Here is a 21358-nt window from a genome sequence, read left to right on the forward strand (position 1 = left end):
CCAAGCCTTGCACACAAAGAGATTGCCGCACAATGTACCACCGGGCGATGCCGGTTCTTCCCGGTATTTGCCCCGTATTTGCCACTGCTCTCCTGCAAATTGTTCACCTGCCCGCCCATGCGCCCCGAAAAAACTTTGACCAATCTGCAAGGTTGGCGTGCTGGCCTGCTTTGGTTCACCCAAGCCGAGCAGCCCCAAGCCCGCCACGAAACCGATGGCTTACTCGTCACCGCCCGCGAGGCCGACGGCATCGTTCGCATCCAGGCCCTCGGGCCTTACCGCGAACTGGCGGCGCAATACCCCGATCTGCCCGTAACCCACTGGCCTGGCCTGTGCATCGCGCCCGGCTTTGTCGATCTGCACATCCACTACCCGCAAACCGACGTGATCGGCTCACCCGCCGAGGGCCTGTTGCCCTGGCTGGAGCACTACACCTTTCCGCACGAAAAGCATTTTTCGCAGCCTGCCTACGCCCACGAAGTGACCGCATTTTTCATGGACGAGCTGATGCGCCACGGTGTCACCACCGCCCTGTGCTTTGCCACCGCGCACCCTGAATCGGTCGATGTGTTCATGGCCGAAGCCCAAAAACGCCACCTGCGCATGGTCACTGGCAAGGTGCTGCAAGACCGCCACAGCCCCGACGGCCTGCGCGACACCGACACGGCCTTGAGCCTGCGCCAGACCGAAGACCTGATTCGCCGCTGGCACGGCGTGGACCGCCTGGGCTACGCCATCACGCCGCGCTTTGCGCCCACCAGCACGCCCAAGCAATTGCACGGTGCGGGCGAGATCGCGCAGCAATTCCCCGATGTGTGGATCCAGTCGCATGTGGCCGAAAACCTGGACGAAATCCGCTGGGTGCTCGAACTCTTCCCCGAAGCACGCAGCTACCTCGATGTGTACGACCGCGCAAACCTGCTGCGCCAGCGCTCGGTCTATGCGCACTGCATTTATCTGGACGACACCGACCGCCGCCGCATGGCCGAAGTGGGCGCGACCGCCGCCGTCAGCCCCACCAGCAACCTGTTTTTGGGCAGCGGCTTTTTTAACTACGCCGCCTCCGACGCAGCCGGTCTGCGCTACGGCTTGGCCAGCGATGTGGGTGGCGGCACCAGCTTCAGCCCATTTCACACCATGCACGCGGCCTACACGGTCGCACGGCAAAGTGTGGGGCATCCTGGCATCAGCCTCGCACCTGAACACCTGTGGTGGCAACACACGGCGGGCGCTGCCGCGGCGATGGACCTGAGCGGCCAAGTCGGCAATCTCTTGCCCGGCTGTGAAGCCGACTTCGTGGTGCTGAACCCGAAAGCCACGCCGCTGCTGGCGCGGCGCACCGCACAAACCGAGACCCTGGCCGAATGGCTGTTCGCCATGATCGTGCTGGGCGATGAGCGCTTGATTGCGCACACGGTGGTACAAGGCCAAACCGTCAACATCGCGTCGCAGGTCAGCAGCTTCAGCCCCTGAAAACGTCTAAATCTTGCCCGACAATCAGGCATGACCGAAGGCAACGACCACCCCATCATCGACCCCTACGCCTCCCAACGCGCCGCTGTGCGCCGGGGCATTGCGCAATTTCAAGAGCGCCTGCAGGCTGCGGGCCAGGACTTCAGAGATCCTCCCCCCGAACCCACCTCGTGCTGTGGCCGTGGCTGCAACGGCTGTGTATGGGAAAGCTATGACGCGGCGCTGATGTTTTGGTACGAAGACGCGGGCGCTTTGCTCAATTAAACCCGACCCAACTCCAAGCCCAGTCGCTCCAGGTTCTGCGCATTGGCAGGCTCCAGAATGTGCTTCATGGCCTGCGCAAACGCCGGATCGTCAAAAACCTGTAACCAGTGCACCCGAGTGCCACCAACTTCGGGCTCCAGCGTGATGGTGAGCCTGAACAAAGGCGCACAGGTGTGGTCAATCACCACCTGCCGGTCGGCTTCGATGTGGAAGAACACCGACTCATTCGCGTACCGCGTGCCGTCCGGCCCGATCATGTCAAACACCCAGCGCCCGCCAGCGCGAAAATCAAAGACCTCAAACTGGTTGGTAAAGCCACTCGGCCCCCACCAGCGGGCCAGCCGCTCGGGGTTTTGGATGGCATCAAAAATAGCCTGCGTGGTGCAGGCGAAATGTCGACTGTTTTCGAAGGTGTTCACGATGGCGTCCTTTTATCTGCGGCAGCACTTGCCCTGGTGCGCTCAGTGCCCGTGCCGATGGTGAATATCCGGGAAATGCAGGTGCTTGTGCATCAAGGCTTGGTGAGCATGCCCATGACTGTGGGGTTCCTCGCCATCCCAAGCAAAGTCATGCGCATGCTGGTGGTGCTCGTCATGTCGGTGCTGGTGCGTGTGTTCCAGCGGTTCGTGGGTGTGTTCATGGTCATGCCGTTCACTCAGGTGCAACCAGACACCCAAACCCATCAAGGCACTGGCCAACCAGAACAAGGGCGATGTGGTTTCGCCCAAAAAAAGCACCGCCACGGCCGCGCCCATGAACGGCGCAGTTGAAAAATAAGCCCCTGTGCGTGCCGCGCCCAAACCCCGCAAGGCCATCACAAACCACACCAAGCTGACGCCATACCCCAGCAATCCGACCACTATGATGCCCAGCAAGGTAGACGAGTCGGGCCAGCTCAAACCGAGTGCCAAAGCAATGGCGGTGTTCACACCGCCTGCAATCAAGCCCTTGGTGCTGGCAATGAAGAGCGCATCCGATGCCGACACTTTGCGCGTCAGATTGTTGTCGATGGCCCAACACAAACACGCCAAAGCAATGGCCGCAGGGCCCAACCCGTCAGAAGCGGCCATCTGCCCCGTGGGCCAGGACAACACCACACCACCGGCCACGATGGCCAGCATGCCCAAAACCACCCGTCGATCTGCGTTTTCCTTGAAAACCAGCCAGGCCAGCACCGCCGTCAAAACAGCCTCGAGGTTCAACAACAAAGAGGCCACCGAGCCGCTGGTCTGGGTCAAACCGAACATCAACGCCACCGGCCCGAGCACCCCGCCAAACAAAATCGCAGCTGCAAGCCATGGCCATTCGTAGGGCGACAGCCCAGAAGCTGGCCAACCTCGTTCACGCCATAAGCGCATCAGCGCCAAACCCAGGCCACTGCCCAGATACAGCAAGCCCCCCAGCAAAAGGGGCTGCACCTCGCCGACCAGCCACTTGGCCAAAGGCGTGCTGACTCCAAACAAGGCGGCAGCACCCAGCGCCACACCCACGCTCCGGTTCATCAACATCGTGTTAATTCCGTGAGGCTTCAGACCCCAAGGCGGTCAGCACGTCCTGCACAGCCGTAGGGCGCACCACGCGGGCCACCTCCCGGCCCTCACGCAAAACGAGCAATGTCGGCCACAGCTTGACGCGAAAAGAACGCCCCAGCGCACGGCCCGGCCCGTCTTCTACTTTGAGGTGTTGCCACTGTGGCTGCTGTGCCAGTGCCTGCGCTACCGCGGGCTGTGCGGCGCGGCAGTGGCCGCACCAGTCGGTACCAAATTCGAGCAAGGTCAGGCCGTGCAAGGCGTCCACACCGGCGCGGCTGAGGGCTTCGATTTCGCTGAGGTAAGGGGTGGTTGTGGCCATGACGGGGGTCTACTGAAAAAGAGAAACACCAAATCATAAAGCCGAGCGAGTCAGCCACCACCCACGAAAACGGTCAAACCCCGGCCAGCTCGCGCAGTGCTTGCGGATTGGGCAAGCCCAGCACGCGACCTGCACCACTGATGAGCTGGCGATCGCGCAGGTGGCGAAGCACACGGGAAAAGGTTTCTGGAGCCATGCCCAACTGGGCTGCGATCGTGCGTTTGCGCTCGGTCAGTTTGACAGCCAACCCTCCGACCAGTTCATCGGGCTTGGCATGTCGCAAGAGCCATTCTGCGCATCGCGCATCAGCGTCCTTGGCCAATCGGCTCACGGCCATTTCAGTTTGCTGGCGCTGCGAACGCGCCATGTCTAGGAGCAGGTTTTGCGAGGCCTCGGGCATTGCATGCACCTCAGCCCAAAAATCTGGTGCGTTCACGAATTGCAAACGAACCTCTGTTTCAGCCACCGCATCGACCGCGTGGGGCAAGCCCAGCAAGCCTGAAGCGGCTTCTAGCCAAAATGGCCCTTCGACCACACCCAACTGGTGCGCCATGTCGCCATCGGTCATCACACCCACCATCACTTTGCCTTGCAACACATGCACGATGCGATCAGCTGCATCGCCACGGTGCAGCAAGACGGTGCCTGCTGCCTGGGTAGCAAAGGGCTGGGACAAAGGGGTCAAAGTGGTATCCAACATGATGAGACCGAATGTGCCAGAGCAGGCGGTCTGTGGCTTTGACACAAATCAATAACGCACTCGCAGAACGGGCAACGCCCGGGACTTCCTGCACTTGATCAATTGTCCAAGCCTTCGCCAAAATGGATACCCGCGTGCGCGGGCATGACAAACGGGGCATCTTGAGATACACCCGACCTGACCGTGCGGTCGAGACAAAAGGGGGCCCATTGTCACACCCGACCTGATCAGGGGTCCATGCCTTCGGTGCATGGCGGCAACAGCATCAAACCACCAAAATCGCCCGGAAATCGTTCACGTTGGTGTGCGTGGGGCCCGTGATGACCAGATCACCCAAGGGTTCAAAAAAGCCATAGGCGTCATTGCGCTGCAGGTGTTCGTCGACCTTGTGGCCAAGTGCCAACGCGCGGGCCAAAGTATCAGGGCTCACTTGCGCCCCGGCGTTGTCTTCAATACCGTCAATGCCATCGGTGTCGGCAGCCAATGCCCACACACCGGGCTGACCCTGCAAGGCTTGGGCCAAGCCCATGCAAAACTCGCCCGCCCGGCCACCTCGTGCGCGTGGGCTGCCTGCAGGCTGGGGTTTGATGGTCACCGTGGTTTCGCCACCACTCAAGATCACGCAAGGCTTGATGAATGGCCCCTGACCTTTGGCCGCTGCACGCGCCAAAGCGGCGTGCACCTTGCCGACCTCGCGCGATTCGCCCTCGATTTCGTCGCTCAGGATGTAGGCATGAAGGCCCTCTGCCCGGGCCGCCTCGGCGGCTGCCTCCAGCGACTGCTGGGGCGTGGCGATCATGTTGACCACATGGCCTGCAAACACAGGCGAGCCGGGTTTGGGCGTTTCCCATGCGCCCGATTGCAGGGACTGAAAAACCTCGGGCGGCACAGCAATCGCATAGCGCTGCAAGATGGCCAGCGCGTCTGCGCAGGTGCTGGCATCGGGCACAGTGGGGCCACTGGCGATGATTGAAGGATCGTCCCCCGGCACATCGCTGATGGTGAGTGTGACCACCCGCGCTGGCGCGCAGGCTGCGGCCAGACGCCCGCCTTTGATGCGCGACAGGTGTTTGCGCAGGCAGTTCATCTCTGAAATATTGGCCCCGCTGGCCAGCAACTGGCGGTTGATGTCTTGCTTGACTTGCAGGCTGATGCCGTCTGCGGGCAAGGTCAACAAAGACGAGCCGCCGCCCGAAATCAGACACAACACCAAGTCATCGGCCGTCAGGCCTTGGGTCAGTGCCAGAATCCGCTCGGCCGCTTGAAGGCCAGCCGCATCGGGCACCGGATGCGCAGCCTCTACGACCTCGATGCGGTCAGGCAAACCTGCCGGGCGCGGTGGCGTATGGCCGTAACGCGTGACCACCAGCCCAGACAGCGGCGCGTCTTGGGGCCACAAAGCCTCGACAGCCTGGGCCATAGCCCCGCCGGCTTTGCCAGCGCCCAACACCAACGTGCGCCCTTTGGGCGGTGGTGGTAAGTGGGCAGCGGTGTTGTGCAGGGGCAAGGCGCGTTGCACCCCCACGTCGTAGAGGTGGCGCAACAAAAGCAAGGGCGAAAGTTTGTCAACGCCTGGAGCAGCGCCCGGTGTCAAAGGTGTCGGTGCATTCATGCCTGAATGGTAACGTCTCCGGGTGCAATATCATGCCCGGCCATGATCTCCAGACTGCGGCACAACGCCGAATGGTCCAAGCCGGCTAGGCCATGCCCGGCGCACACCTGCATGAGTTGCGCCGCGCTGGCCGTGTGCGGCAAAGACAGCCCCATCTCGCGGGCGCCTTGCAGGGCCAGGGCCAGATCTTTTTGGTGTAGGGCGATGCGAAAGCCGGGGTTGAAAGTGCGTTGGACCATGCGTTCGCCGTGCACCTCCAAAATCCGGCTGGCGGCAAAGCCACCCATCAGGGCCTGCCGCACCTTGGCAGGATCGGCCCCGGCCTTGCTGGCAAACAAAAGCGCCTCGGCCACCGCTTCGATGTTAAGCGCGACGATGATCTGGTTGGCCACCTTGGTGGTCTGGCCGTCGCCATGCCCGCCCACATGGGTGATGTTTTTGCCCAGGGTTTCAAACAGGGGCCGGGCACGCTCAAAGCTGTGCGGCAGCCCACCCACCATGATGGTCAGGCTGGCAGCCCGGGCCCCGACCTCGCCGCCCGAGACCGGACCGTCCAGGTGCTCAGCGCCCAGGGCGTGGATGCGCTCGGCCATTTTCTGCGTCGCCATGGGGCTGATCGAACTCATGTCGATCACCAGCTTGGGCAAGCCATCGCTGCCCAGCGGGGCACCCTCGAGCCCGGCGGCCACACCACGCTCGCCAAAGAGCACCTCCTGCACATCGGGCGTGTCGGGCAACATGGTGATGATCACATCGGCCCGCTTGGCCACCTCTTTGGCGCTGGTGCAGACGGTGGCGCCACCCTCCACCAGGTCTTGGGGCAGCTTGCTGCGCGTCTGCACAAACATCATGTGCCCGGCTTTGAGCAAGTTCAGGGCCATGGGCGCACCCATGATGCCCAGGCCAATGAAGCCGATTTTCATGCCACTTTTTGTCATCTTGTTTCCTTGCTGGATGGGGGTCTGTTCAACAGGCTCACACGGCACAAGCGGGTTCGCTCGCATTCAGCGCGTACACCCAGCCCAGGCCGGCTTCCGTGCCGCCCGGCTGGGCGTTGCGGGGTTTGTATTCGCAGCCCACCCAGCCGGTGTAGCCGATCGCATCGAGCCACTGGAACAGATGCGGGTAATTGATTTCGCCGGTGCCCGGCTCGTGTCGCCCGGGGTTGTCCGCGATCTGCACATGGGCGATGCGGGGCAACTTTTTTTGCAAAGTGGCCGACAACTCGCCTTCCATGCGTTGCGCGTGATAGATGTCGTATTGCAGGTACAGGTTGTCCGAGCCCACCTCGTCCATGATCTGCAAGGCCTGCGCCGTGCGGTTGACAAAAAAGCCAGGGATGTCGAAGGTGTTGATCGGCTCCATCAAGAGGCGCACGCCTTTGCGGCCTAGCGTGGCCGCAGCTTGGCGCAAATTGTTCACCAGCGTGGCCTGGGCCTGGTCAGGGTCCACACCTATCGGCAAGACGCCCGCCAGGCAGTTGAGCTGCGGCGTGCCCAGCACCCGGGCATAGTCCAGCGCCAGGTTGAGGCCTTCGCAAAACTCCACCACCCGATCGGGGTGGCACGCGATGCCGCGCTCGCCCGCCCCCCAGTGGCCCGCAGGCAGGTTGTGCAGCACCAGTTTCAAGCCACTGTCCTGGAGGGCCTTGGCCACCTCTTCGGCAGGGTGGTCGTAGGGGAACAAAAACTCCACCCCCTCAAAACCGGCGCGGGCCGCACGGTCAAAACGGTCAAGAAAAGGCAGTTCGGTGAAAAGCATCGACAAGTTGGCTGAAAAACGGGGCACGGAAAATCTCCTGAAAAAATCAAAACGGCTGCCGCAGCATCCATGGGCGCGGGAGGATCAAGGCACGCTAATCAGGCACTGCTCATTCGAGCAATCCCGCCAGCTCCAGGCCCTTCAAACCTTCGGGGTGGCGGCAGTCCACCGCTTCGAATTCGTTGATGCGGTCGATCTCGGTGCCCATGGCCACGTTGGTCACTTTTTCCAGAATCACCTCCACCACCACTGGCACTCGGAACTGCCTGGCCATGGCCTGGGCCTGCACCAGCGCATCGCCGATTTTTTCGGGGTCGGTCACGCGCAAGGCCTTGCAGCCCAGACCCTGCACCACCGCATGGTGGTCCACGCCATAACCTTGCAGCGCGGGGTCGTCCACGTTCTGGTTGTTGAAGGCCAGCTGCACGCAGTAGTCCATGTCGAACTGGCGCTGCGCCTGCCGAATCAGGCCCAAGTAGCTGTTGTTCACCAGCACATGCACATAGGGCAGGCCAAACTGCGCACCCACGGCCAGCTCTTCGATCAGGAACTGGAAGTCGTAGTCACCCGACAGGCCCACCACCGTGCGGGTGGGGTCCGAGGCCACCACGCCCAGCGCCGCCGGAATCGTCCAGCCCAAAGGCCCGGCCTGACCGCAGTTGATCCACTGGCGTGGCCCGAACACGTTCAGAAACTGCGCCCCGGCGATCTGCGACAGACCAATGGTGCTGACGTACACCGCCTCTCGCCCAAAGGCCTTGTTCATCTCTTCGTACACCCGCATCGGCTTGATCGGGGTCTCGGTGTAGTGGGTCTTGCGCAGCATCAGGCGCTTGCGCTCGGCACAGCGCTCGGCCCAGTCGCTGTAGTCGCGCAAGGTGCCCGCCGCACGCCGCTCACGCGCCACCTGCACAAACAATTGCAGCGCCGCCTTGGCGTCCGAGACAATGCCGTAATCGGGCATGAACACACGGCCAATCTGGGTGGGCTCGATGTCCACATGTACAAAGCGACGGCCCTGGGTATAGACATCAACCGAGCCGGTGTGGCGGTTGGCCCAGCGGTTGCCGATGCCCAGCACAAAGTCGCTGGCCAGCATCGTGGCGTTGCCATAACGGTGACTGGTCTGCAGGCCGCACATGCCCACCATCAAGGGATGGTCATCGGGAATGCTGCCCCAGCCCATCAGCGTTGGGATGACCGGCACGCCCGTGATCTCGGCCAGCTCCACCAGCAAGTCGCTGGCGTCGGCGTTGATGATGCCGCCACCGGCCACGATCAAGGGCTTTTCGGCGCTCATCAACATGTCCAGCGCTTTGTGGATCTGGGCCAGGCTGGCGGCGGGTTTGTACACCGGCAACGGCGTGTACGTGTCGATGTCGAATTCGATCTCGGCCAACTGCACATCGATTGGCAAATCGATCAGCACCGGGCCGGGGCGGCCCGAGCGCATCAGATGAAAGGCTTGCTGGAAAGTCCATGGCACCTGGGCCGCCTCGCGCACCGTCACCGCCCACTTGGTCACCGGCTTGGCAATGCTCTCGATGTCCACCGCCTGAAAGTCTTCCTTGTACAAACGCGCCCGGGGAGCCTGACCGGTGATGCACAGGATCGGGATGCTGTCGGCCATGGCCGAATACAGGCCCGTGATCATGTCAGTCCCGGCCGGCCCCGAGGTGCCAATGCACACGCCGATCTGGCCGGCCCGGGCGCGGGTGTAACCCTCGGCCATGTGCGAGGCCCCCTCGACGTGCCTAGCCAGCACATGGGCGATCTGCCCGCGCTTGCGCAGCGCGGCATACAGCGGGTTGATGGCGGCCCCCGGCACACCAAAGGCCTGGGATATGCCTTCTTTTTCCATCACGCAAAGTGCGGCTTCGACAGCAGTCATGCGGGTCATCGGGTTTCCTTTTGCAAAGTTGAATCAAACTGGGCTTGATGCTATTGATCGACAATGCGTTTGGGAATTGCATTGCAGATACTTTCATTCGATACTCCGCGTATTGGATTAACCGGAGTTCGCGATGGACCGCTTCAAGGAAATCGACGCTTTTGTGCGGGTGATGGCCCACGGCAGCCTGGCCGCTGCGGCCCTGGCCGAGGGCGTGACGCCGGTCATGATGGGGCGGCGCCTAAATGCGCTGGAGCAACGCTTGGGCACGCAACTGGTGATCCGCACCACCCGCCGACTGACGCTGACCGACCAGGGCGCCAGTTATCTGGACGAGTGCCGCCAGCTGCTGGCCCGCTGGGATGAGGCCGAAAAAGCCGTGTCCTCACAGCACCAGCGTGCCAGCGGCCACCTGATCGTCTCGGCCCCAGCGGCGTTCGGACGCCTGCATGTGGCACCGCACGCGAGCGCCTTCCTCAAGGCCAATCCGCAGGTGCAAATTTCATTCAACCTGACCGACCGCGTAGTTGATCTGGTGCGGGAGGGCTATGACTTGGGCCTGCGCATCGGTGGGCAGATTGACCCGAACTTTGTGGCCATCCACCTGGCCACCAACCAGCGCGTGGTGTGCGGCACCCCGTCCTATTTCAAAAAACGCGGCAAACCCCGTACCCTGGAAGACCTGCGCCAACACAACTGCTTGGCCTTCAACCTGCAAGGCGGGCAACAGCGCGGCTGGTACTTCCAGAAAGACGGCAAAACCGTAACCGTGAAGGTGGAAGGCAACTTGGACTGCAACGATGGCGAACTGCTGCACCGTTGGGTCAGCGAAGGTCTGGGCCTGGGCTGGCGCTCCACCTGGGAGATTCAAAAACAGCTCCAAAGCGGCGAGCTGGTCACCGTGCTGGACGAGTTTGCCCTGCCCGCCTACGACATCCTCGCGGTGTACCCGCAACAACGGCATCTGCCCGCCAAGGTGCGTTTTTTCATCGAGCACCTGAAGAAAACATATTCCCAACCGGGCTATTGGCTCCAAGGCTGAAACGGCGGCCCGCTTGCCAGCACGGCGGCGAAGGCTGCGGCGTGGCAGGCACCACGCCGCATGACCCTACAAGATCAATCGGCGTACACACCCGCCGACTTGATGACCGGCGCCCACTTGGCCACTTCGGACATGACAAAGGCTTTGTGCCCGGCCGGTTCGTTGCGTGCGTCGTTGATGACCGAGGCACCACCAGCGTCTTGCTTGCGGATGAACTCCGGGTCTTTGACCGCCACCTTGAGGGCATCGTTGAGCTTTTTCAGCACCGCTGCTGGCGTGCCCTTAGGCGCATACAGGCCTTGCCAAATCGTGACGGTGAAGTCCTTGAGCCCGGCTTCCTGCATGGTCGGCATGTCTTTCAGGACAGGCGAACTCAAGCGCGCGGACGTGGTGACCGCGAAGGACTTGACCTTCTTGCCTTCGATCTGAGGGATCGTGGTCGTGGTCTGGTCACACATCAGGTCCACCTGACCGCCGATCAGATCGGTCATGGCCGGGGCCGTGCCTTTGTAGGGCACCGAGGTCATGTCCACCTTGAGGGTGGACTGGAACAGCATGCCGCACAGATGCGATGCCGAGCCGGGGCCTGCATTGGCGATGTTGATCTTGCCCTTGTTGGCGTTGATCCAGCTCACCAACTCGGTCATGTTGTTGGCAGGCAGGCTGGGGCGGCCGATCAGGTTCATCGGGTTCTCACTCACCAAACCCAGGTACTCAAAGTCTCTTTCGACGTTGTAGGGCAAGTTGCGGAAAAAAGTGGGCAAGGTCGCTTGTGCAATGTGCGTGAATAAGAGCGTGTAACCCTCGGCAGAGGCCTTGGCCACTTTGTTCGCCCCAATCGAGCCCGAAGCCCCGGCCGAGTTGTCGATCACGATGCTGTGGCCGCCCATGGCCTTGCTCATGGCCTGGGCCAGATCGCGTGCGGCTTTGTCGGTGGGGCCGCCTGCGGCATAGGGCAACACGAAGGTGATGGGTTTGCTGGGCGAGGGGTAGTCTTGTGCAAACACATTCGCAGAGAAGATCAATGCACAAGCGAAGGAAATCGGCAAAAGTTGGAAGCGCATGGTCAAACCTTTCAAAGATTAAGAGATCAACATTCATTCATCAGGAAAAGGACAGACTGCATCCAGCCCCGCATCATGACTTCAAGCCAGGGCTTTGCATACCGCCTGGGTGACATCGGCCGTCAGGGCTTTCCCGCCCAGGTCGCCGGTGTGCAAGGCCGGATTGGCCGTCACGCTTTCGATGACCGCCATCAGGCGCTGGGCCGCGGCCGGCTCGCCAATGTGCTCCAGCAGCATGACCACCGACCAGAAGGTGCCCACCGGGTTGGCCAGGCCTTTGCCCATGATGTCGAAGGCCGAGCCGTGGATGGGCTCGAACATGCTGGGGTAACGGCGCTCGGGGTCGAGGTTGCCCGTGGGCGCAATGCCCAGACTGCCCGCCAAGGCCGCCGCCAAATCGCTCAGGATGTCGGCATGCAAGTTGGTGGCGACGATGGTGTCGAGCGTGGCCGGGCGATTCACCATGCGGGCAGTGGCGGCATCGACCAATTCTTTGTCACACTTCACATCGGGGAACTCTTTAGACACTTGTAGCGCAATCTCGTCCCACATCACCATGGCGTGGCGCTGGGCGTTGCTCTTGGTCACCACCGTCAGCAGTTTGCGGGGGCGCGATTGCGCCAGCTTGAAGGCGTAGCGCAGGATGCGCTCGACCCCGGCGCGAGTCATGATGGACACATCGGTGGCCGCCTCGATCGGGTGGCCCTGGTGCACGCGGCCACCCACGCCGGAGTATTCGCCTTCGGAGTTCTCGCGCACGATGACCCAGTCCAGATCCTTGGGCGTGCAGCGCTTGAGCGGCGCATCGATGCCCGGCAGGATGCGCGTGGGCCGCACATTGGCGTACTGGTCAAAGCCCTGGCAAATCTTCAGGCGCAGGCCCCACAGCGTGATGTGGTCAGGGATGTCCGGGTCACCGGCCGAGCCAAACAAAATCGCGTCCTTGTTGCGCAAGGCGTCCAGGCCATCGGCAGGCATCATCACGCCGTGCTGACGGTAATAGTCACCACCCCAGCCAAAGTTTTCAAACTCGAATGCGAAAGTGCCACAGGCTTGCGCCAGGGCCTGCATGACTTGCTGGCCTGCAGGGATGACTTCTTTGCCAATGCCGTCTCCGGGGATGGTGGCGATGCGGTAGGTTTTCATGGTGAAGCTGCTTTGGATGTGAATTACGATGGTCATATTGTGTCGCCGACCATTCTCAACAAACATCCTAGAATTCAATCTATTGTTAACTTGAGATCAACAATGGAACCACGCCTGCAAGCCGCCGATCTGGGCTTTTTTTCTGCCCTGGCCATGGCCGGGAGCCTGAGCGCTGCCGCACGCGAGATGCGCATCACCACCGCAGCAGTCAGCAAACGCCTGTCGCAGATGGAGTCGCGCCTGAGCGTGCCGCTGGTCAACCGCACCACCCGCCGCATGAGCCTCACGGTGGAAGGCGAAACCATGCTGCGCCACGCCCGCAGCATCCTGGCCGAGATGGCCGATCTGGAGCAGCAACTGGGCGCCAGCCGCTCCACGCCCAGCGGCCTGCTGCGCATCAACGCCACGCTGGGCTTTGGGCGCAGCCACATCGGCCCGCTGATCAGCCGCTTTGTCCGGCAATACCCGCAGGTGGACGCACAGCTGCAGTTGTCGGTGGACCCACCCTCGCTGACCGACGATGCGTTTGACGTGTGCATCCGCTTTGGTCCGCCGCCTGACACCCGCGTCATTGCGCGCAAGATCGCCGACAACCAGCGCCTGCTGTGCGCCTCGCCCGCCTACATCCAGGCGCACGGCGAACCGACGCATTCGGTCGACCTGGCCCGACACAACTTCATCAGCATCCGCCAAGGGGGCGAGGCCTATGGCGTGATCAAGCTCACGCGCGGCAGGCAAGGCAAAACTGAGACCATCAAGACACGCGGCAACCTGACCACCAACGACGGCAGCATCGCGGTGCAATGGGCGCTCGATGGTCATGGCATCTTGCTGCGGGCCGAATGGGACATTCGCGACCACCTGGCCCAAGGCCAGCTGGTGCAAGTGCTGCGGCAGTACCACACGTCCGACGCCGACATCTATGCGGTCTACCCCGCGCAGCACAAATCGGCGGCGCGGGTACGGGCGTTTGTGGACTTTGTGGCCGAGGCGTTTAAGCCAGCCAGGCCTTGATTCGGTCGTTCATTTTTTCAGCTGATATGCCGTAGCGGTCGTGCAGCGTGGGCAAAGCGCCCGCGTCCAGGAAGGCATCGGGCAGCGCCAGCATGCGGAACTTGGCCGGCACCACACCTTCGCGCATCAGCAAGCTGGCCACAGCTTCACCCAAGCCACCCACGATGGAATGGTTTTCGGCCACGACAACCAGACGGCCCGGCTTGCGCACTTCGGCCAGGATCGTCGCTTCGTCCAGCGGCTTGATGGTCGGGCAGTGCAGCACGGCCACACTGACTTTGTCGGCATCCAGCTGCTTGGCTACTTCGAGCGTGCGCATGGTCATGAAGCCGCTGGAGATCACCAGCACATCGGTTCCTTCGCGCAGCATCTTGGCCTTGCCCAATTCAAACTTGTAATCGTATTCATCAAGCACCAGCGGCACATTGCCGCGCAGCAGGCGCATGTAGACCGGGCCTGGGTGCTCGGCAATTTGCGGCACGGCCTGTTCGATGTCAAGTGCGTCGCAAGGGTCAACTATCGTCAGCCCAGGAATGGCGCGCATCATCGCCAAATCTTCGGTGGCCTGGTGGCTGGGGCCATAGCCGGTGGTCAGGCCCGGAAGAGCGCAGCAGATCTTCACGTTCAGGTTTTCTTCGGCAATGACTTGGTGAATAAAGTCATATGCGCGGCGCGTGCCAAACACCGCATAGGTGGTGGCAAACGGAACCAAGCCTTCTTTGGCCATGCCCCCGGCTGCAGCCATGAGCAACTGCTCGGCCATGCCCATCTGGAAAAAGCGCTCGGGATAAGCCTGCGCAAACAAGTGCATGTCGGTGTACTTGCCCAGGTCGGCGGTCATGCCCACTATCTCGGGACGGTTGGCAGCGTATTCGACCAAAGCTTTGCCAAAGGGTGCGGCCTGCACGCGCTGCCCTTCAGACGCGATCGAGGCGATCATGGCCGAGGTGGTCAGGCGGGGTTTCTTTTCTGTGACGGCGTTCATCTTGGGTGTCCTCAGTTGTGGGATGCGTCCAGCACTTGCAGGGCTTGTTGCCACTCAGGCGGATCGACGCGGATGAAGTGGTTTTTTTCGCGCGTTTCCAGAAAAGGCACACCCTTGCCCATGAGCGTGTCGCACAGGATCACACGGGGCTTGGCCTCGGTCAACTGGCGAGCCGTGTCAAACGCGCGCAGCACGGCGGGCATGTGGTTGCCGTCCACACGCTGCACATGCCAGCCAAAAGAAGCCCACTTGTCGGCCAACGGTTCAAAGCCCAGCACCTTGGATGAAGGGCCGTCGGCCTGCTGGTTGTTGATGTCCACGATGCAGATCAGGTTACCCAAGCCGTGGTGGGCGGCAGCCATGGCGCCCTCCCAGGTCGAGCCTTCGTCCAACTCGCCGTCCGACATGGAGTTGTAGACAAAGGCCGGGTTGTTTTTGTGGCGCAAAGCCAGCGCCATGCCCACCGCAATCGGCAAGCCTTGGCCGAGCGAGCCACCCGAAATTTCCATGCCCGGCGTGTAGCTGGCCATGCCTGACATGGGCAGACGGCTGTCATCGCTGCCGTAGGTTTCGAGTTCTTCTTCGCTGATGATTTTGGCTTCGATCAGCGCGGCATAAAACGCGATGGCGTAGTGGCCATGCGACAGCAAAAAACGGTCACGACCGTCCCATGCGGGATCATCAGCGCGAAAGTTCAGCGCATGGCCATAAGCCACGGCCAGCACATCGGCATAGCCCAGCGCCTGGCCAATGTAACCCTGACCTTGCACTTCACCCATGCGCAGGGCGAATCGGCGAATGCGATAGGCGCACTGGGCAAGAGAGGACAGTCGGTCGTTCGTCATAGACATGAAATCTCCAAGTCATTCAATAGCGTCATTTCAAAATGACAGCGGGAACATATGAAACCAGCAGCAAGACACCAAAAGCGACTATGTAAAACGGCACCATGGCGCGTACGGTTTCGCCCACTTTGACTTTGGCCAAGGAACTGGCAATGAACAACGTGGTGCCCACAGGCGGGGTGTACAGGCCAATGGCCAGGTTGACCACCATCATGATGCCCAGTTGCACCGTGTCCATGCCGATAGATTGAGCCAAAGGCAAGAAGACCGGGGTCAACAGAAGCACAGCCGCAGGCAAGTCAATAAACATGCCCAAGAACAGCATCATGGCGTTCATCAGAGCGATCACCATCCATTTTGTTGACACGTTTTGCTGCACCCATTGCACGATGTGCTGCGGCATCTGGTCAAAGGTCAGCAACCAGCCAATAGCTGCTGAGGCCATGATGACCATCAACACAACACCGGTCGCCAACCCTGCTTCAATGACAGCGTGGTGGAGGCGTTTGATGGACAAATCGCGGTAAATCACCAGCGACACCAATCCCGCGAACAGGGTCGACAACACCGCCACCTCGGTGGGCGTGGCAATGCCGAAGCGCAAGAACACGATGATCAAAATAGGCAAGGCGATGGCCGGGATGGAATACACCAAGTTTCGGCGAAACTCGGCACGGTCGGCTGGTGCGCTTTCGCGCGGCAAGTTGTCACGCTTGCCCACATACCAACAAGCCGTCATGAAGCCACCGCACAGCAGCAGACCCGGCAAGATGCCTGCGTAAAACAAGGCCCCAATCGATTCGTTGGCGCTCATCGCATACAAGATCATGGGAATTGAGGGCGGGATGATGATGTCGATCGTGGCCGCCGACGCCAGCGAAGCTGCCGAGAACGGCATGGGATAGCCCAGCCTGCGGTGCCAGGGCATGACCAATGAGCCAATGGCCGACGCATCGGCCACCGCTGAGCCAGACACACCGCCGAACAATGTGGACGACAGCACGCTCACCTGAGCAGGCCCACCGTGCCAACGCCCCACCAAAACCGTCAAGGTGCCGACGATGGCCTGGCCAAGTTTGCCACCCATCATGAGCGAGCCCGTCAGCATGAAAAACGGAATAGCGATCAAGGGAAAGCTTTGCACCTGGGCCACCATTTGCTGCACCAGCAGGTCAAAGGGGACGCGGTCGCTGCTGACCGCAGCGGCCATAGCGGCCACCAAAATGGCGTGGGCGATGGGCATGGCCAGCGTGGCCGCACCCAAAAACACAAACAAAATCAGAAAGGTCATGGTGTTTATCCTTGAGCAGATTGAGCACCCGGCTCTGAGTCGTCACGTGCCACTTGCACACCCCGCAAGGCCCTGAAAGCGGACAACACCGCTAAGAGCGCCAACATGACCATGCCAGCAAGAACACAGCCATAAGTCACCGATGTAGGAATCTGGAGAATCGGGGTGCGTTCGTCGTGAACAATTTCCAACATGTTCCAGGTTGCCCGCACCAACACGGCGTACAACACGGCAACCGTGCTCCAAGAAAAGATCTCAATGCCACGTTTCGTCGAAGCTTTGACCGATTCGACGAGGAACACTGTAGCAATGTGCGCACCTTTTTCGGCTGCCAGCACCACGCCAGACATCACCAACCAGGGAAACAACAGCTCGGGGATCTCGTTAGCCCACTGCAAGCTGGTGCCACTGGCGTATCGCAGCATGGTGTTAGCCGTCAGGATCAAGAAAATCAAGACCATCGTCATCCACAGCACCGAGCTGCAGATGACCACGACCGCGCGCTCAAGCGCGTTGCGCTTGACAATGACTGGTGTCATGAATGAATCTCCTCAACGGACTGCCTCGGCGTTTGATGCCGGGCGGCGCGTGAACATGGCAAAAGTGGGGTTGTATATGTCGCTAATGCGGCGTGTCGTACACGCCGCAAGTGCTTCAGCAAAGGTTATTTGGCGCGCGCAGCGGCCACGACTTTTTTCACAAACGGACCAATGGGGCCGGCTTCCCATTTGGCGACCACAGGGGCAGTGGCTTTTTCGAAGGGGCCTTGGTCCACTTTGTCAATTTGGACACCTTTGGCCTTGAGTTCTGCAAACATCTTATCGTCAGACTCTTGTGCCAGCTTGCGCTGCAGTGCTGTGGCCTCATCGGCGGCTTCCTGCACGATTTTCTTGTCGGCATCCGACAGTCTGTCCCACGAACGTTTGCCAATCAGGAACGGGGTCATCTCGTACTTGTGGCCGGTCAGGGAGATGTACTTTTGCACCTCATAGAGCTTGCCCGCTTGCACGTTGACCAATGGGTTTTCTTGTCCGTCCACCACGCCTTGTTGCAAAGCCACATACAGCTCGGACCACTTGATCTGCTGGGCTTCAGCGCCCACGCTTTGCATGATGTCTACGGTTACCGAATCAGGCGGCGTGCGCATCTTCAGGCCCTTCAAATCATCAGGCTTCAGAAGAGGCCGTTTGTTGTTGCTCATGTGGCGAATGCCGTTGTCCCAGTAACCCAGAACAACCAGCCCTTTTTCGGCCGATTTTTGGGCCAGCTCTTTACCAGCGGGGCCATCCATCACCTTCCAGGCCTGGGCCTGGCTTGCAAACAAGAAGGGCATGCCAAACGCGGCGTACTCGGGCACGGCGTTGGCCAGTGCGCCCTGAGAGTTGGCCGACATGTCCAGGGCACCCGTCCGCAGGGCCGTGACCATGGCGGCATCATCGCCCAATTGCGAGGCAGGGGCCACGGTCACTTCGATGCGGCCATTGCTCTTGGCCTTGGCCACCTCGGCAAACTTGACTGATGCCGTATGGCGCGGGTTGTCGGTTGCGGTGCCATGACCCAAAGTGAGCTTGACAGACTGAGCCTGTGCCGCCGAAGTGGCCACAAGCAAAGACGCGACCAACAGGCTGCGACGGAAAGAATTTAATTTTTTCATGATGTCTCCTTGGTTGAAATAAACCACGGCCCTGCCGTTGGTAGTGGGTGAAACTGAAATCAGTGAATCAGCATGCCGCCGTTGACATCCAGCGTCACACCGGTGCAGTACTTGGACAAGTCGCTGGCCAAAAACACCACGCAGCCGGCCACGTCGTTGGGCTCGCCAATGCGGGCCAGTGGAATGCCGTCCAGAATGCCTTGGCGCTTGTCTTCGGGAATCTTGCCTTTGTTGATATCGGTGGCAATCAGGCCCGGGGTCACGCAGTTCACGCGAATGTTGCTGCCGCCGTATTCACGCGCCATGGCACGCGCCAAGCCCAACACACCCGCTTTGGCAGCCGAGTAATGGGGGCCACCCAAAATACCGCCACCGCGTTGTGCCGACACCGATGAAATGCACACAATAGCGCCACTGTTTTGCGCCACCATGGTGGGCAAAACAGCTTGCGAGGCGTACAAAGTGCCGCGCAAACTGACATCCAGAATCCGGTCGTAGTCACTGCCTGTGATCTCCAAAAACTTGGCTGGCTGGGTGATACCTGCGTTGTTGACCAAGATGTCGATCCGACCAAATTGGGCATTGATCTTGGCCACAGCCGCTTCACAAGAAGCTTTGTCTGTCACATTCGCCACCAGACCCAGGTGACCAGAACCCAAACGCTCTGCAGCCGCTTGGGGGTTGGCACCCTCCAGATCCAGAATCACCACTTTGGCGCCCTGTTCCGCCATCATGGTGGCCGTGGCAAAACCCAAACCATTCAAGCCAGCGCCCCCGGTGATGACCGCAACTTTGTTTTTTAACAGCATGTTTGTCTCCTTTGATTGATGGATGCTGGGTGAGGAATGCCGCGATTCTCTAGCGCTTAGCGCATGAAGACAAACGACATAAACTCACATTGGCATTAATTTTCTTCATGCTGCAACGCAACAAATAACGACGCAAAAGTCGAGATTTCTCTGGGACAGCCTTGCGTGCTTGACCCCATGAGCAGATCAATCCTGTCAGGGGCATCAAGGTGCAGGCATGTTTGAGCCGCCCTCGAAGTCATGGCCGCGCCAGCATTCGCACAGGCTGCTCGGCAGCTACATGGTCCGACAAAATGTTCCTGAACCTTTGCACATGTGGCGTTGCCAAATGGTTCTGGAACGCTTCTTCAGATTTGTAAACCTCGTAGAACAGCACGCCATGGGTGCCTTTCGGGGTGCGCAGCACGTCAAATTGCAGACAGCCGGGTTCGTCCGCCAGAGAGTGCCGAGCATCGTCAGTTGCGTGGGCCAAAAAGGAGTCCATCAACCCCTCTTTGACCACGAATTCAGCAATCACAACAAAGGCGTTTGGTGAATGAAAAGCCTTGGAATTCGTCATGATTCAGACGCCACTTCAGTTGGCTTTACCAAGCATGGTGCGCGTGTATTCCTTGCGGAATTCGACGACATCCAGGTTATCCACGAGCTCGACATCCGAGAAACTCACGGGTGTGTCTTTTGCAACCGGCTTGACCAGTTTCACCTTGTGTGCCAAACCAATCGGCAAAGCATCCAGGGCCAGGCTCTTGGAGGCCGGAATGGCATTGGCCCAAACCGCAAAACCGCCCTCACCGTCCAGCATTTCGCCGGCCTTCAAGTCGGTTTTGGCGGTGGCCACCGCGTCGGCGCGGAACTCTTTGGAGCAACCCGTGGCCTCGCCCCGCAACACGGCCGACAACACGCTCACACTGGTTTCCAGACCGATCAGGTGAAATGGCCGCCACATGGAGGCGTACCAACCCGATTTATCAGTCAACAAACCATACTGTTTGAAGCAGGCACGGGTGTATTCATCAGGGGCCTTGAACGTGACAAACATGCCGTAACGAATGTTGTTCAGCACCTCGCGCCCATCGGGTTCCTGGCTGGCGGCAATGTCGATCAGGCCACTGCGTGCCAGTCGGCCACCATCGGCTGCGGGCTTGAAAACCTGGGCAAGGTCGTGCAGGCCAGCGGGCAAAAATGCCAGGCCCTCATCAGGGCAATCCAGCCCGGTGCCATTGGCGACCGCCGCCATCTCGATGGCCGCTTTGGTGCCGTCGGTGAACGAGTTGTACATCTGCGCGTTGAAATCACCGGCCTTGACCTCGGCCTCGGTCCAGCCGAAGTAGCCCCATACGGTGTCTGGCGTGGAATAGCGGTACCGGGGCTCAAAGTTCATGCCCTTGCCAGCGGCCGTCAGCTCAAAACCACAAGATCTAACCCAGTCAATCAGCTCGCACATGAAGGCGGGCTGGTCTCCATACGCCATCGAATAAACCACGCCTTTGGCTTTGGCTCGGGCAGCCAGTAAAGGGCCGCACATCACATCAGCCTCGACGTTGACCATGACGACATGTTTTCCGTGGTCAATGGCCAGCAAAGCATGACGCACACCAACGATCGGGTGTCCTGTCGCTTCGATGATGCACTCGATTCCGTCAAATTCGGCCAAGGCTGCCGCGTTGTCCACGATGCAGGTCTTGCCCGTTTTGTAGGCATCCCCCAGCGTTTTGGCGCTGTATTGATCTTCTTCCCAACCCACGCGCTTGAGCGACTCTCGCGCTTTGGCCACATTCAAATCGGCAACGCCTACGACGTGGTAGCCCTTAATGTGCCTGGCCTGCGCCAGCATCATGGAGCCGAATTTCCCGGCACCAATAATGCCGACACGTACGGGGCCCGCTTCTGCTGCGCGCTTTTGGAGCAATGTTGCCAAGTTCATGGAGAGTAGTTTCCTTTTACAGTTAATGATTG

The 21358-nt window shown here is 60.4% G+C and carries 22 protein-coding genes; 4 read left to right on the forward strand and 18 right to left on the reverse strand.

Annotated features, from left to right (window positions below; translation table 11 throughout):
- Positions 1–117: 117 nt before the first annotated feature.
- Together guaD and BN3544_RS05245 are read left to right on the forward strand one after the other, a co-directional pair.
- Entirely contained in the window at positions 118–1473 is a 1356-nt protein-coding gene (gene guaD / locus BN3544_RS05240) for a guanine deaminase (RefSeq protein WP_019429585.1), read from the forward strand.
- A 30-nt stretch (positions 1474–1503) separates the two neighbouring features.
- The gene (locus tag BN3544_RS05245) at positions 1504–1737 is read left to right on the forward strand and encodes an oxidoreductase-like domain-containing protein (protein WP_019429584.1); all 234 of its coding nucleotides are present in this window, start codon (positions 1504–1506) and stop codon (positions 1735–1737) included.
- On the opposite strand, the gene BN3544_RS05250 is transcribed toward BN3544_RS05245, so the two are convergent.
- The 8 genes from BN3544_RS05250 to gcl all read right to left on the reverse strand — a co-directional run bounded on the left by BN3544_RS05250 (position 1734) and on the right by gcl (position 9561).
- Positions 1734–2156 (reverse strand): SRPBCC domain-containing protein, encoded by a 423-nt coding sequence (locus BN3544_RS05250; RefSeq protein WP_019429583.1) that lies wholly within the window; start codon positions 2154–2156, stop codon positions 1734–1736. The genes BN3544_RS05245 and BN3544_RS05250 overlap by 4 nt on opposite strands.
- A 42-nt stretch (positions 2157–2198) precedes the next feature.
- Positions 2199–3239 (reverse strand): DMT family transporter, encoded by a 1041-nt coding sequence (locus tag BN3544_RS05255; protein WP_026036581.1) that lies wholly within the window; start codon positions 3237–3239, stop codon positions 2199–2201.
- Between the two features lie 10 nt (positions 3240–3249).
- Positions 3250–3588, reverse strand: coding sequence for a thioredoxin family protein (locus BN3544_RS05260; protein WP_026036580.1), 339 nt, complete (start codon positions 3586–3588; stop codon positions 3250–3252).
- A 73-nt stretch (positions 3589–3661) separates the two neighbouring features.
- Positions 3662–4288, reverse strand: a complete 627-nt coding sequence (locus BN3544_RS05265) for a Crp/Fnr family transcriptional regulator (protein WP_019429580.1) — start codon at positions 4286–4288, stop codon at positions 3662–3664.
- A 265-nt stretch (positions 4289–4553) separates the two neighbouring features.
- A complete protein-coding gene (locus BN3544_RS05270; protein ID WP_019429579.1) occupies positions 4554–5900 on the reverse strand; it encodes a glycerate kinase type-2 family protein in 1347 nt (448 codons plus the stop codon).
- The gene (locus tag BN3544_RS05275) at positions 5897–6823 is read right to left on the reverse strand and encodes a 2-hydroxy-3-oxopropionate reductase (RefSeq protein WP_036074932.1); all 927 of its coding nucleotides are present in this window, start codon (positions 6821–6823) and stop codon (positions 5897–5899) included. Before BN3544_RS05275 ends, BN3544_RS05270 begins: the two co-directional genes overlap by 4 nt.
- Before the next feature lie 52 nt (positions 6824–6875).
- On the reverse strand, positions 6876–7688 hold the full coding sequence (gene hyi / locus BN3544_RS05280) for a hydroxypyruvate isomerase (protein ID WP_019429577.1): 813 nt from the start codon (positions 7686–7688) through the stop codon (positions 6876–6878).
- A gap of 82 nt (positions 7689–7770) precedes the next feature.
- The gene (gene gcl / locus BN3544_RS05285) at positions 7771–9561 is read right to left on the reverse strand and encodes a glyoxylate carboligase (protein WP_019429576.1); all 1791 of its coding nucleotides are present in this window, start codon (positions 9559–9561) and stop codon (positions 7771–7773) included.
- 124 nt (positions 9562–9685) lie between these two features.
- Here gcl and BN3544_RS05290 point away from each other — a divergent pair, with 124 nt between their 5' ends.
- The gene (locus tag BN3544_RS05290) at positions 9686–10594 is read left to right on the forward strand and encodes a LysR family transcriptional regulator (protein ID WP_019429575.1); all 909 of its coding nucleotides are present in this window, start codon (positions 9686–9688) and stop codon (positions 10592–10594) included.
- A gap of 74 nt (positions 10595–10668) precedes the next feature.
- Here the strand turns inward: BN3544_RS05290 and BN3544_RS05295 are convergent, their stop codons facing one another.
- Both BN3544_RS05295 and BN3544_RS05300 read right to left on the reverse strand, forming a co-directional pair.
- On the reverse strand, positions 10669–11658 hold the full coding sequence (locus BN3544_RS05295) for a tripartite tricarboxylate transporter substrate-binding protein (protein ID WP_026036578.1): 990 nt from the start codon (positions 11656–11658) through the stop codon (positions 10669–10671).
- 81 nt (positions 11659–11739) lie between these two features.
- On the reverse strand, positions 11740–12804 hold the full coding sequence (locus BN3544_RS05300) for a tartrate dehydrogenase (RefSeq protein WP_026036577.1): 1065 nt from the start codon (positions 12802–12804) through the stop codon (positions 11740–11742).
- Positions 12805–12906: 102 nt separating this feature from the next.
- On the opposite strand from BN3544_RS05300, the gene BN3544_RS05305 reads away from it, so the two are divergent.
- Complete coding sequence (locus BN3544_RS05305) at positions 12907–13818, forward strand: LysR family transcriptional regulator (protein WP_019429572.1); 912 nt, start codon at positions 12907–12909, stop codon at positions 13816–13818.
- Here the strand turns inward: BN3544_RS05305 and BN3544_RS05310 are convergent.
- The 8 genes from BN3544_RS05310 to BN3544_RS05345 form a co-directional block, all read right to left on the reverse strand.
- On the reverse strand, positions 13799–14803 hold the full coding sequence (locus tag BN3544_RS05310; protein ID WP_019429571.1) for a transketolase family protein: 1005 nt from the start codon (positions 14801–14803) through the stop codon (positions 13799–13801). The genes BN3544_RS05305 and BN3544_RS05310 overlap by 20 nt on opposite strands.
- Positions 14804–14814: 11 nt before the next feature.
- On the reverse strand, positions 14815–15648 hold the full coding sequence (locus tag BN3544_RS05315) for a transketolase (protein ID WP_019429570.1): 834 nt from the start codon (positions 15646–15648) through the stop codon (positions 14815–14817).
- Between the two features lie 31 nt (positions 15649–15679).
- The gene (locus BN3544_RS05320) at positions 15680–16939 is read right to left on the reverse strand and encodes a TRAP transporter large permease (RefSeq protein ID WP_019429569.1); all 1260 of its coding nucleotides are present in this window, start codon (positions 16937–16939) and stop codon (positions 15680–15682) included.
- Positions 16940–16944: 5 nt separating this feature from the next.
- The gene (locus BN3544_RS05325; RefSeq protein WP_019429568.1) at positions 16945–17478 is read right to left on the reverse strand and encodes a TRAP transporter small permease; all 534 of its coding nucleotides are present in this window, start codon (positions 17476–17478) and stop codon (positions 16945–16947) included.
- A 125-nt stretch (positions 17479–17603) separates the two neighbouring features.
- A complete protein-coding gene (locus tag BN3544_RS05330; RefSeq protein ID WP_026036576.1) occupies positions 17604–18593 on the reverse strand; it encodes a TRAP transporter substrate-binding protein in 990 nt (329 codons plus the stop codon).
- 59 nt (positions 18594–18652) lie between these two features.
- Positions 18653–19402 (reverse strand): SDR family NAD(P)-dependent oxidoreductase, encoded by a 750-nt coding sequence (locus BN3544_RS05335; RefSeq protein ID WP_019429566.1) that lies wholly within the window; start codon positions 19400–19402, stop codon positions 18653–18655.
- A gap of 238 nt (positions 19403–19640) precedes the next feature.
- Positions 19641–19961: a putative quinol monooxygenase gene (locus tag BN3544_RS05340; protein WP_026036575.1), complete on the reverse strand. Its 321-nt coding sequence runs from the start codon at positions 19959–19961 to the stop codon at positions 19641–19643.
- 15 nt (positions 19962–19976) lie between these two features.
- Positions 19977–21326 (reverse strand): NAD(P)H-dependent oxidoreductase, encoded by a 1350-nt coding sequence (locus tag BN3544_RS05345; protein ID WP_019429564.1) that lies wholly within the window; start codon positions 21324–21326, stop codon positions 19977–19979.
- Positions 21327–21358 lie beyond the last annotated feature (32 nt).

The organism is Limnohabitans sp. Rim47 (assembly GCF_001517545.1).
In the GTDB taxonomy this organism is placed as follows: Bacteria; Pseudomonadota; Gammaproteobacteria; order Burkholderiales; family Burkholderiaceae_C; genus Limnohabitans_A.

What these genes read in the sequence shown, in the direction of transcription:
- guaD (WP_019429585.1), top strand. Translation starts at nt 118, where the DNA reads ATGCGCCCCGAAAAAACTTTGACCAATCTGCAAGGTTGGCGTGCTGGC.
- BN3544_RS05245 (WP_019429584.1), top strand. Translation starts at nt 1,504, where the DNA reads ATGACCGAAGGCAACGACCACCCCATCATCGACCCCTACGCCTCCCAA.
- BN3544_RS05255 (WP_026036581.1), bottom strand. Translation starts at nt 3,239, where the DNA reads ATGAACCGGAGCGTGGGTGTGGCGCTGGGTGCTGCCGCCTTGTTTGGA.
- BN3544_RS05260 (WP_026036580.1), bottom strand. Translation starts at nt 3,588, where the DNA reads ATGGCCACAACCACCCCTTACCTCAGCGAAATCGAAGCCCTCAGCCGC.
- BN3544_RS05265 (WP_019429580.1), bottom strand. Translation starts at nt 4,288, where the DNA reads ATGTTGGATACCACTTTGACCCCTTTGTCCCAGCCCTTTGCTACCCAG.
- BN3544_RS05270 (WP_019429579.1), bottom strand. Translation starts at nt 5,900, where the DNA reads ATGAATGCACCGACACCTTTGACACCGGGCGCTGCTCCAGGCGTTGAC.
- BN3544_RS05275 (WP_036074932.1), bottom strand. Translation starts at nt 6,823, where the DNA reads ATGAAAATCGGCTTCATTGGCCTGGGCATCATGGGTGCGCCCATGGCC.
- gcl (WP_019429576.1), bottom strand. Translation starts at nt 9,561, where the DNA reads ATGACCCGCATGACTGCTGTCGAAGCCGCACTTTGCGTGATGGAAAAA.
- BN3544_RS05290 (WP_019429575.1), top strand. Translation starts at nt 9,686, where the DNA reads ATGGACCGCTTCAAGGAAATCGACGCTTTTGTGCGGGTGATGGCCCAC.
- BN3544_RS05295 (WP_026036578.1), bottom strand. Translation starts at nt 11,658, where the DNA reads ATGCGCTTCCAACTTTTGCCGATTTCCTTCGCTTGTGCATTGATCTTC.
- BN3544_RS05300 (WP_026036577.1), bottom strand. Translation starts at nt 12,804, where the DNA reads ATGAAAACCTACCGCATCGCCACCATCCCCGGAGACGGCATTGGCAAA.
- BN3544_RS05305 (WP_019429572.1), top strand. Translation starts at nt 12,907, where the DNA reads ATGGAACCACGCCTGCAAGCCGCCGATCTGGGCTTTTTTTCTGCCCTG.
- BN3544_RS05310 (WP_019429571.1), bottom strand. Translation starts at nt 14,803, where the DNA reads ATGAACGCCGTCACAGAAAAGAAACCCCGCCTGACCACCTCGGCCATG.
- BN3544_RS05315 (WP_019429570.1), bottom strand. Translation starts at nt 15,648, where the DNA reads ATGACGAACGACCGACTGTCCTCTCTTGCCCAGTGCGCCTATCGCATT.
- BN3544_RS05320 (WP_019429569.1), bottom strand. Translation starts at nt 16,939, where the DNA reads ATGACCTTTCTGATTTTGTTTGTGTTTTTGGGTGCGGCCACGCTGGCC.
- BN3544_RS05325 (WP_019429568.1), bottom strand. Translation starts at nt 17,478, where the DNA reads ATGACACCAGTCATTGTCAAGCGCAACGCGCTTGAGCGCGCGGTCGTG.
- BN3544_RS05330 (WP_026036576.1), bottom strand. Translation starts at nt 18,593, where the DNA reads ATGAAAAAATTAAATTCTTTCCGTCGCAGCCTGTTGGTCGCGTCTTTG.
- BN3544_RS05335 (WP_019429566.1), bottom strand. Translation starts at nt 19,402, where the DNA reads ATGCTGTTAAAAAACAAAGTTGCGGTCATCACCGGGGGCGCTGGCTTG.
- BN3544_RS05340 (WP_026036575.1), bottom strand. Translation starts at nt 19,961, where the DNA reads ATGACGAATTCCAAGGCTTTTCATTCACCAAACGCCTTTGTTGTGATT.
- BN3544_RS05345 (WP_019429564.1), bottom strand. Translation starts at nt 21,326, where the DNA reads ATGAACTTGGCAACATTGCTCCAAAAGCGCGCAGCAGAAGCGGGCCCC.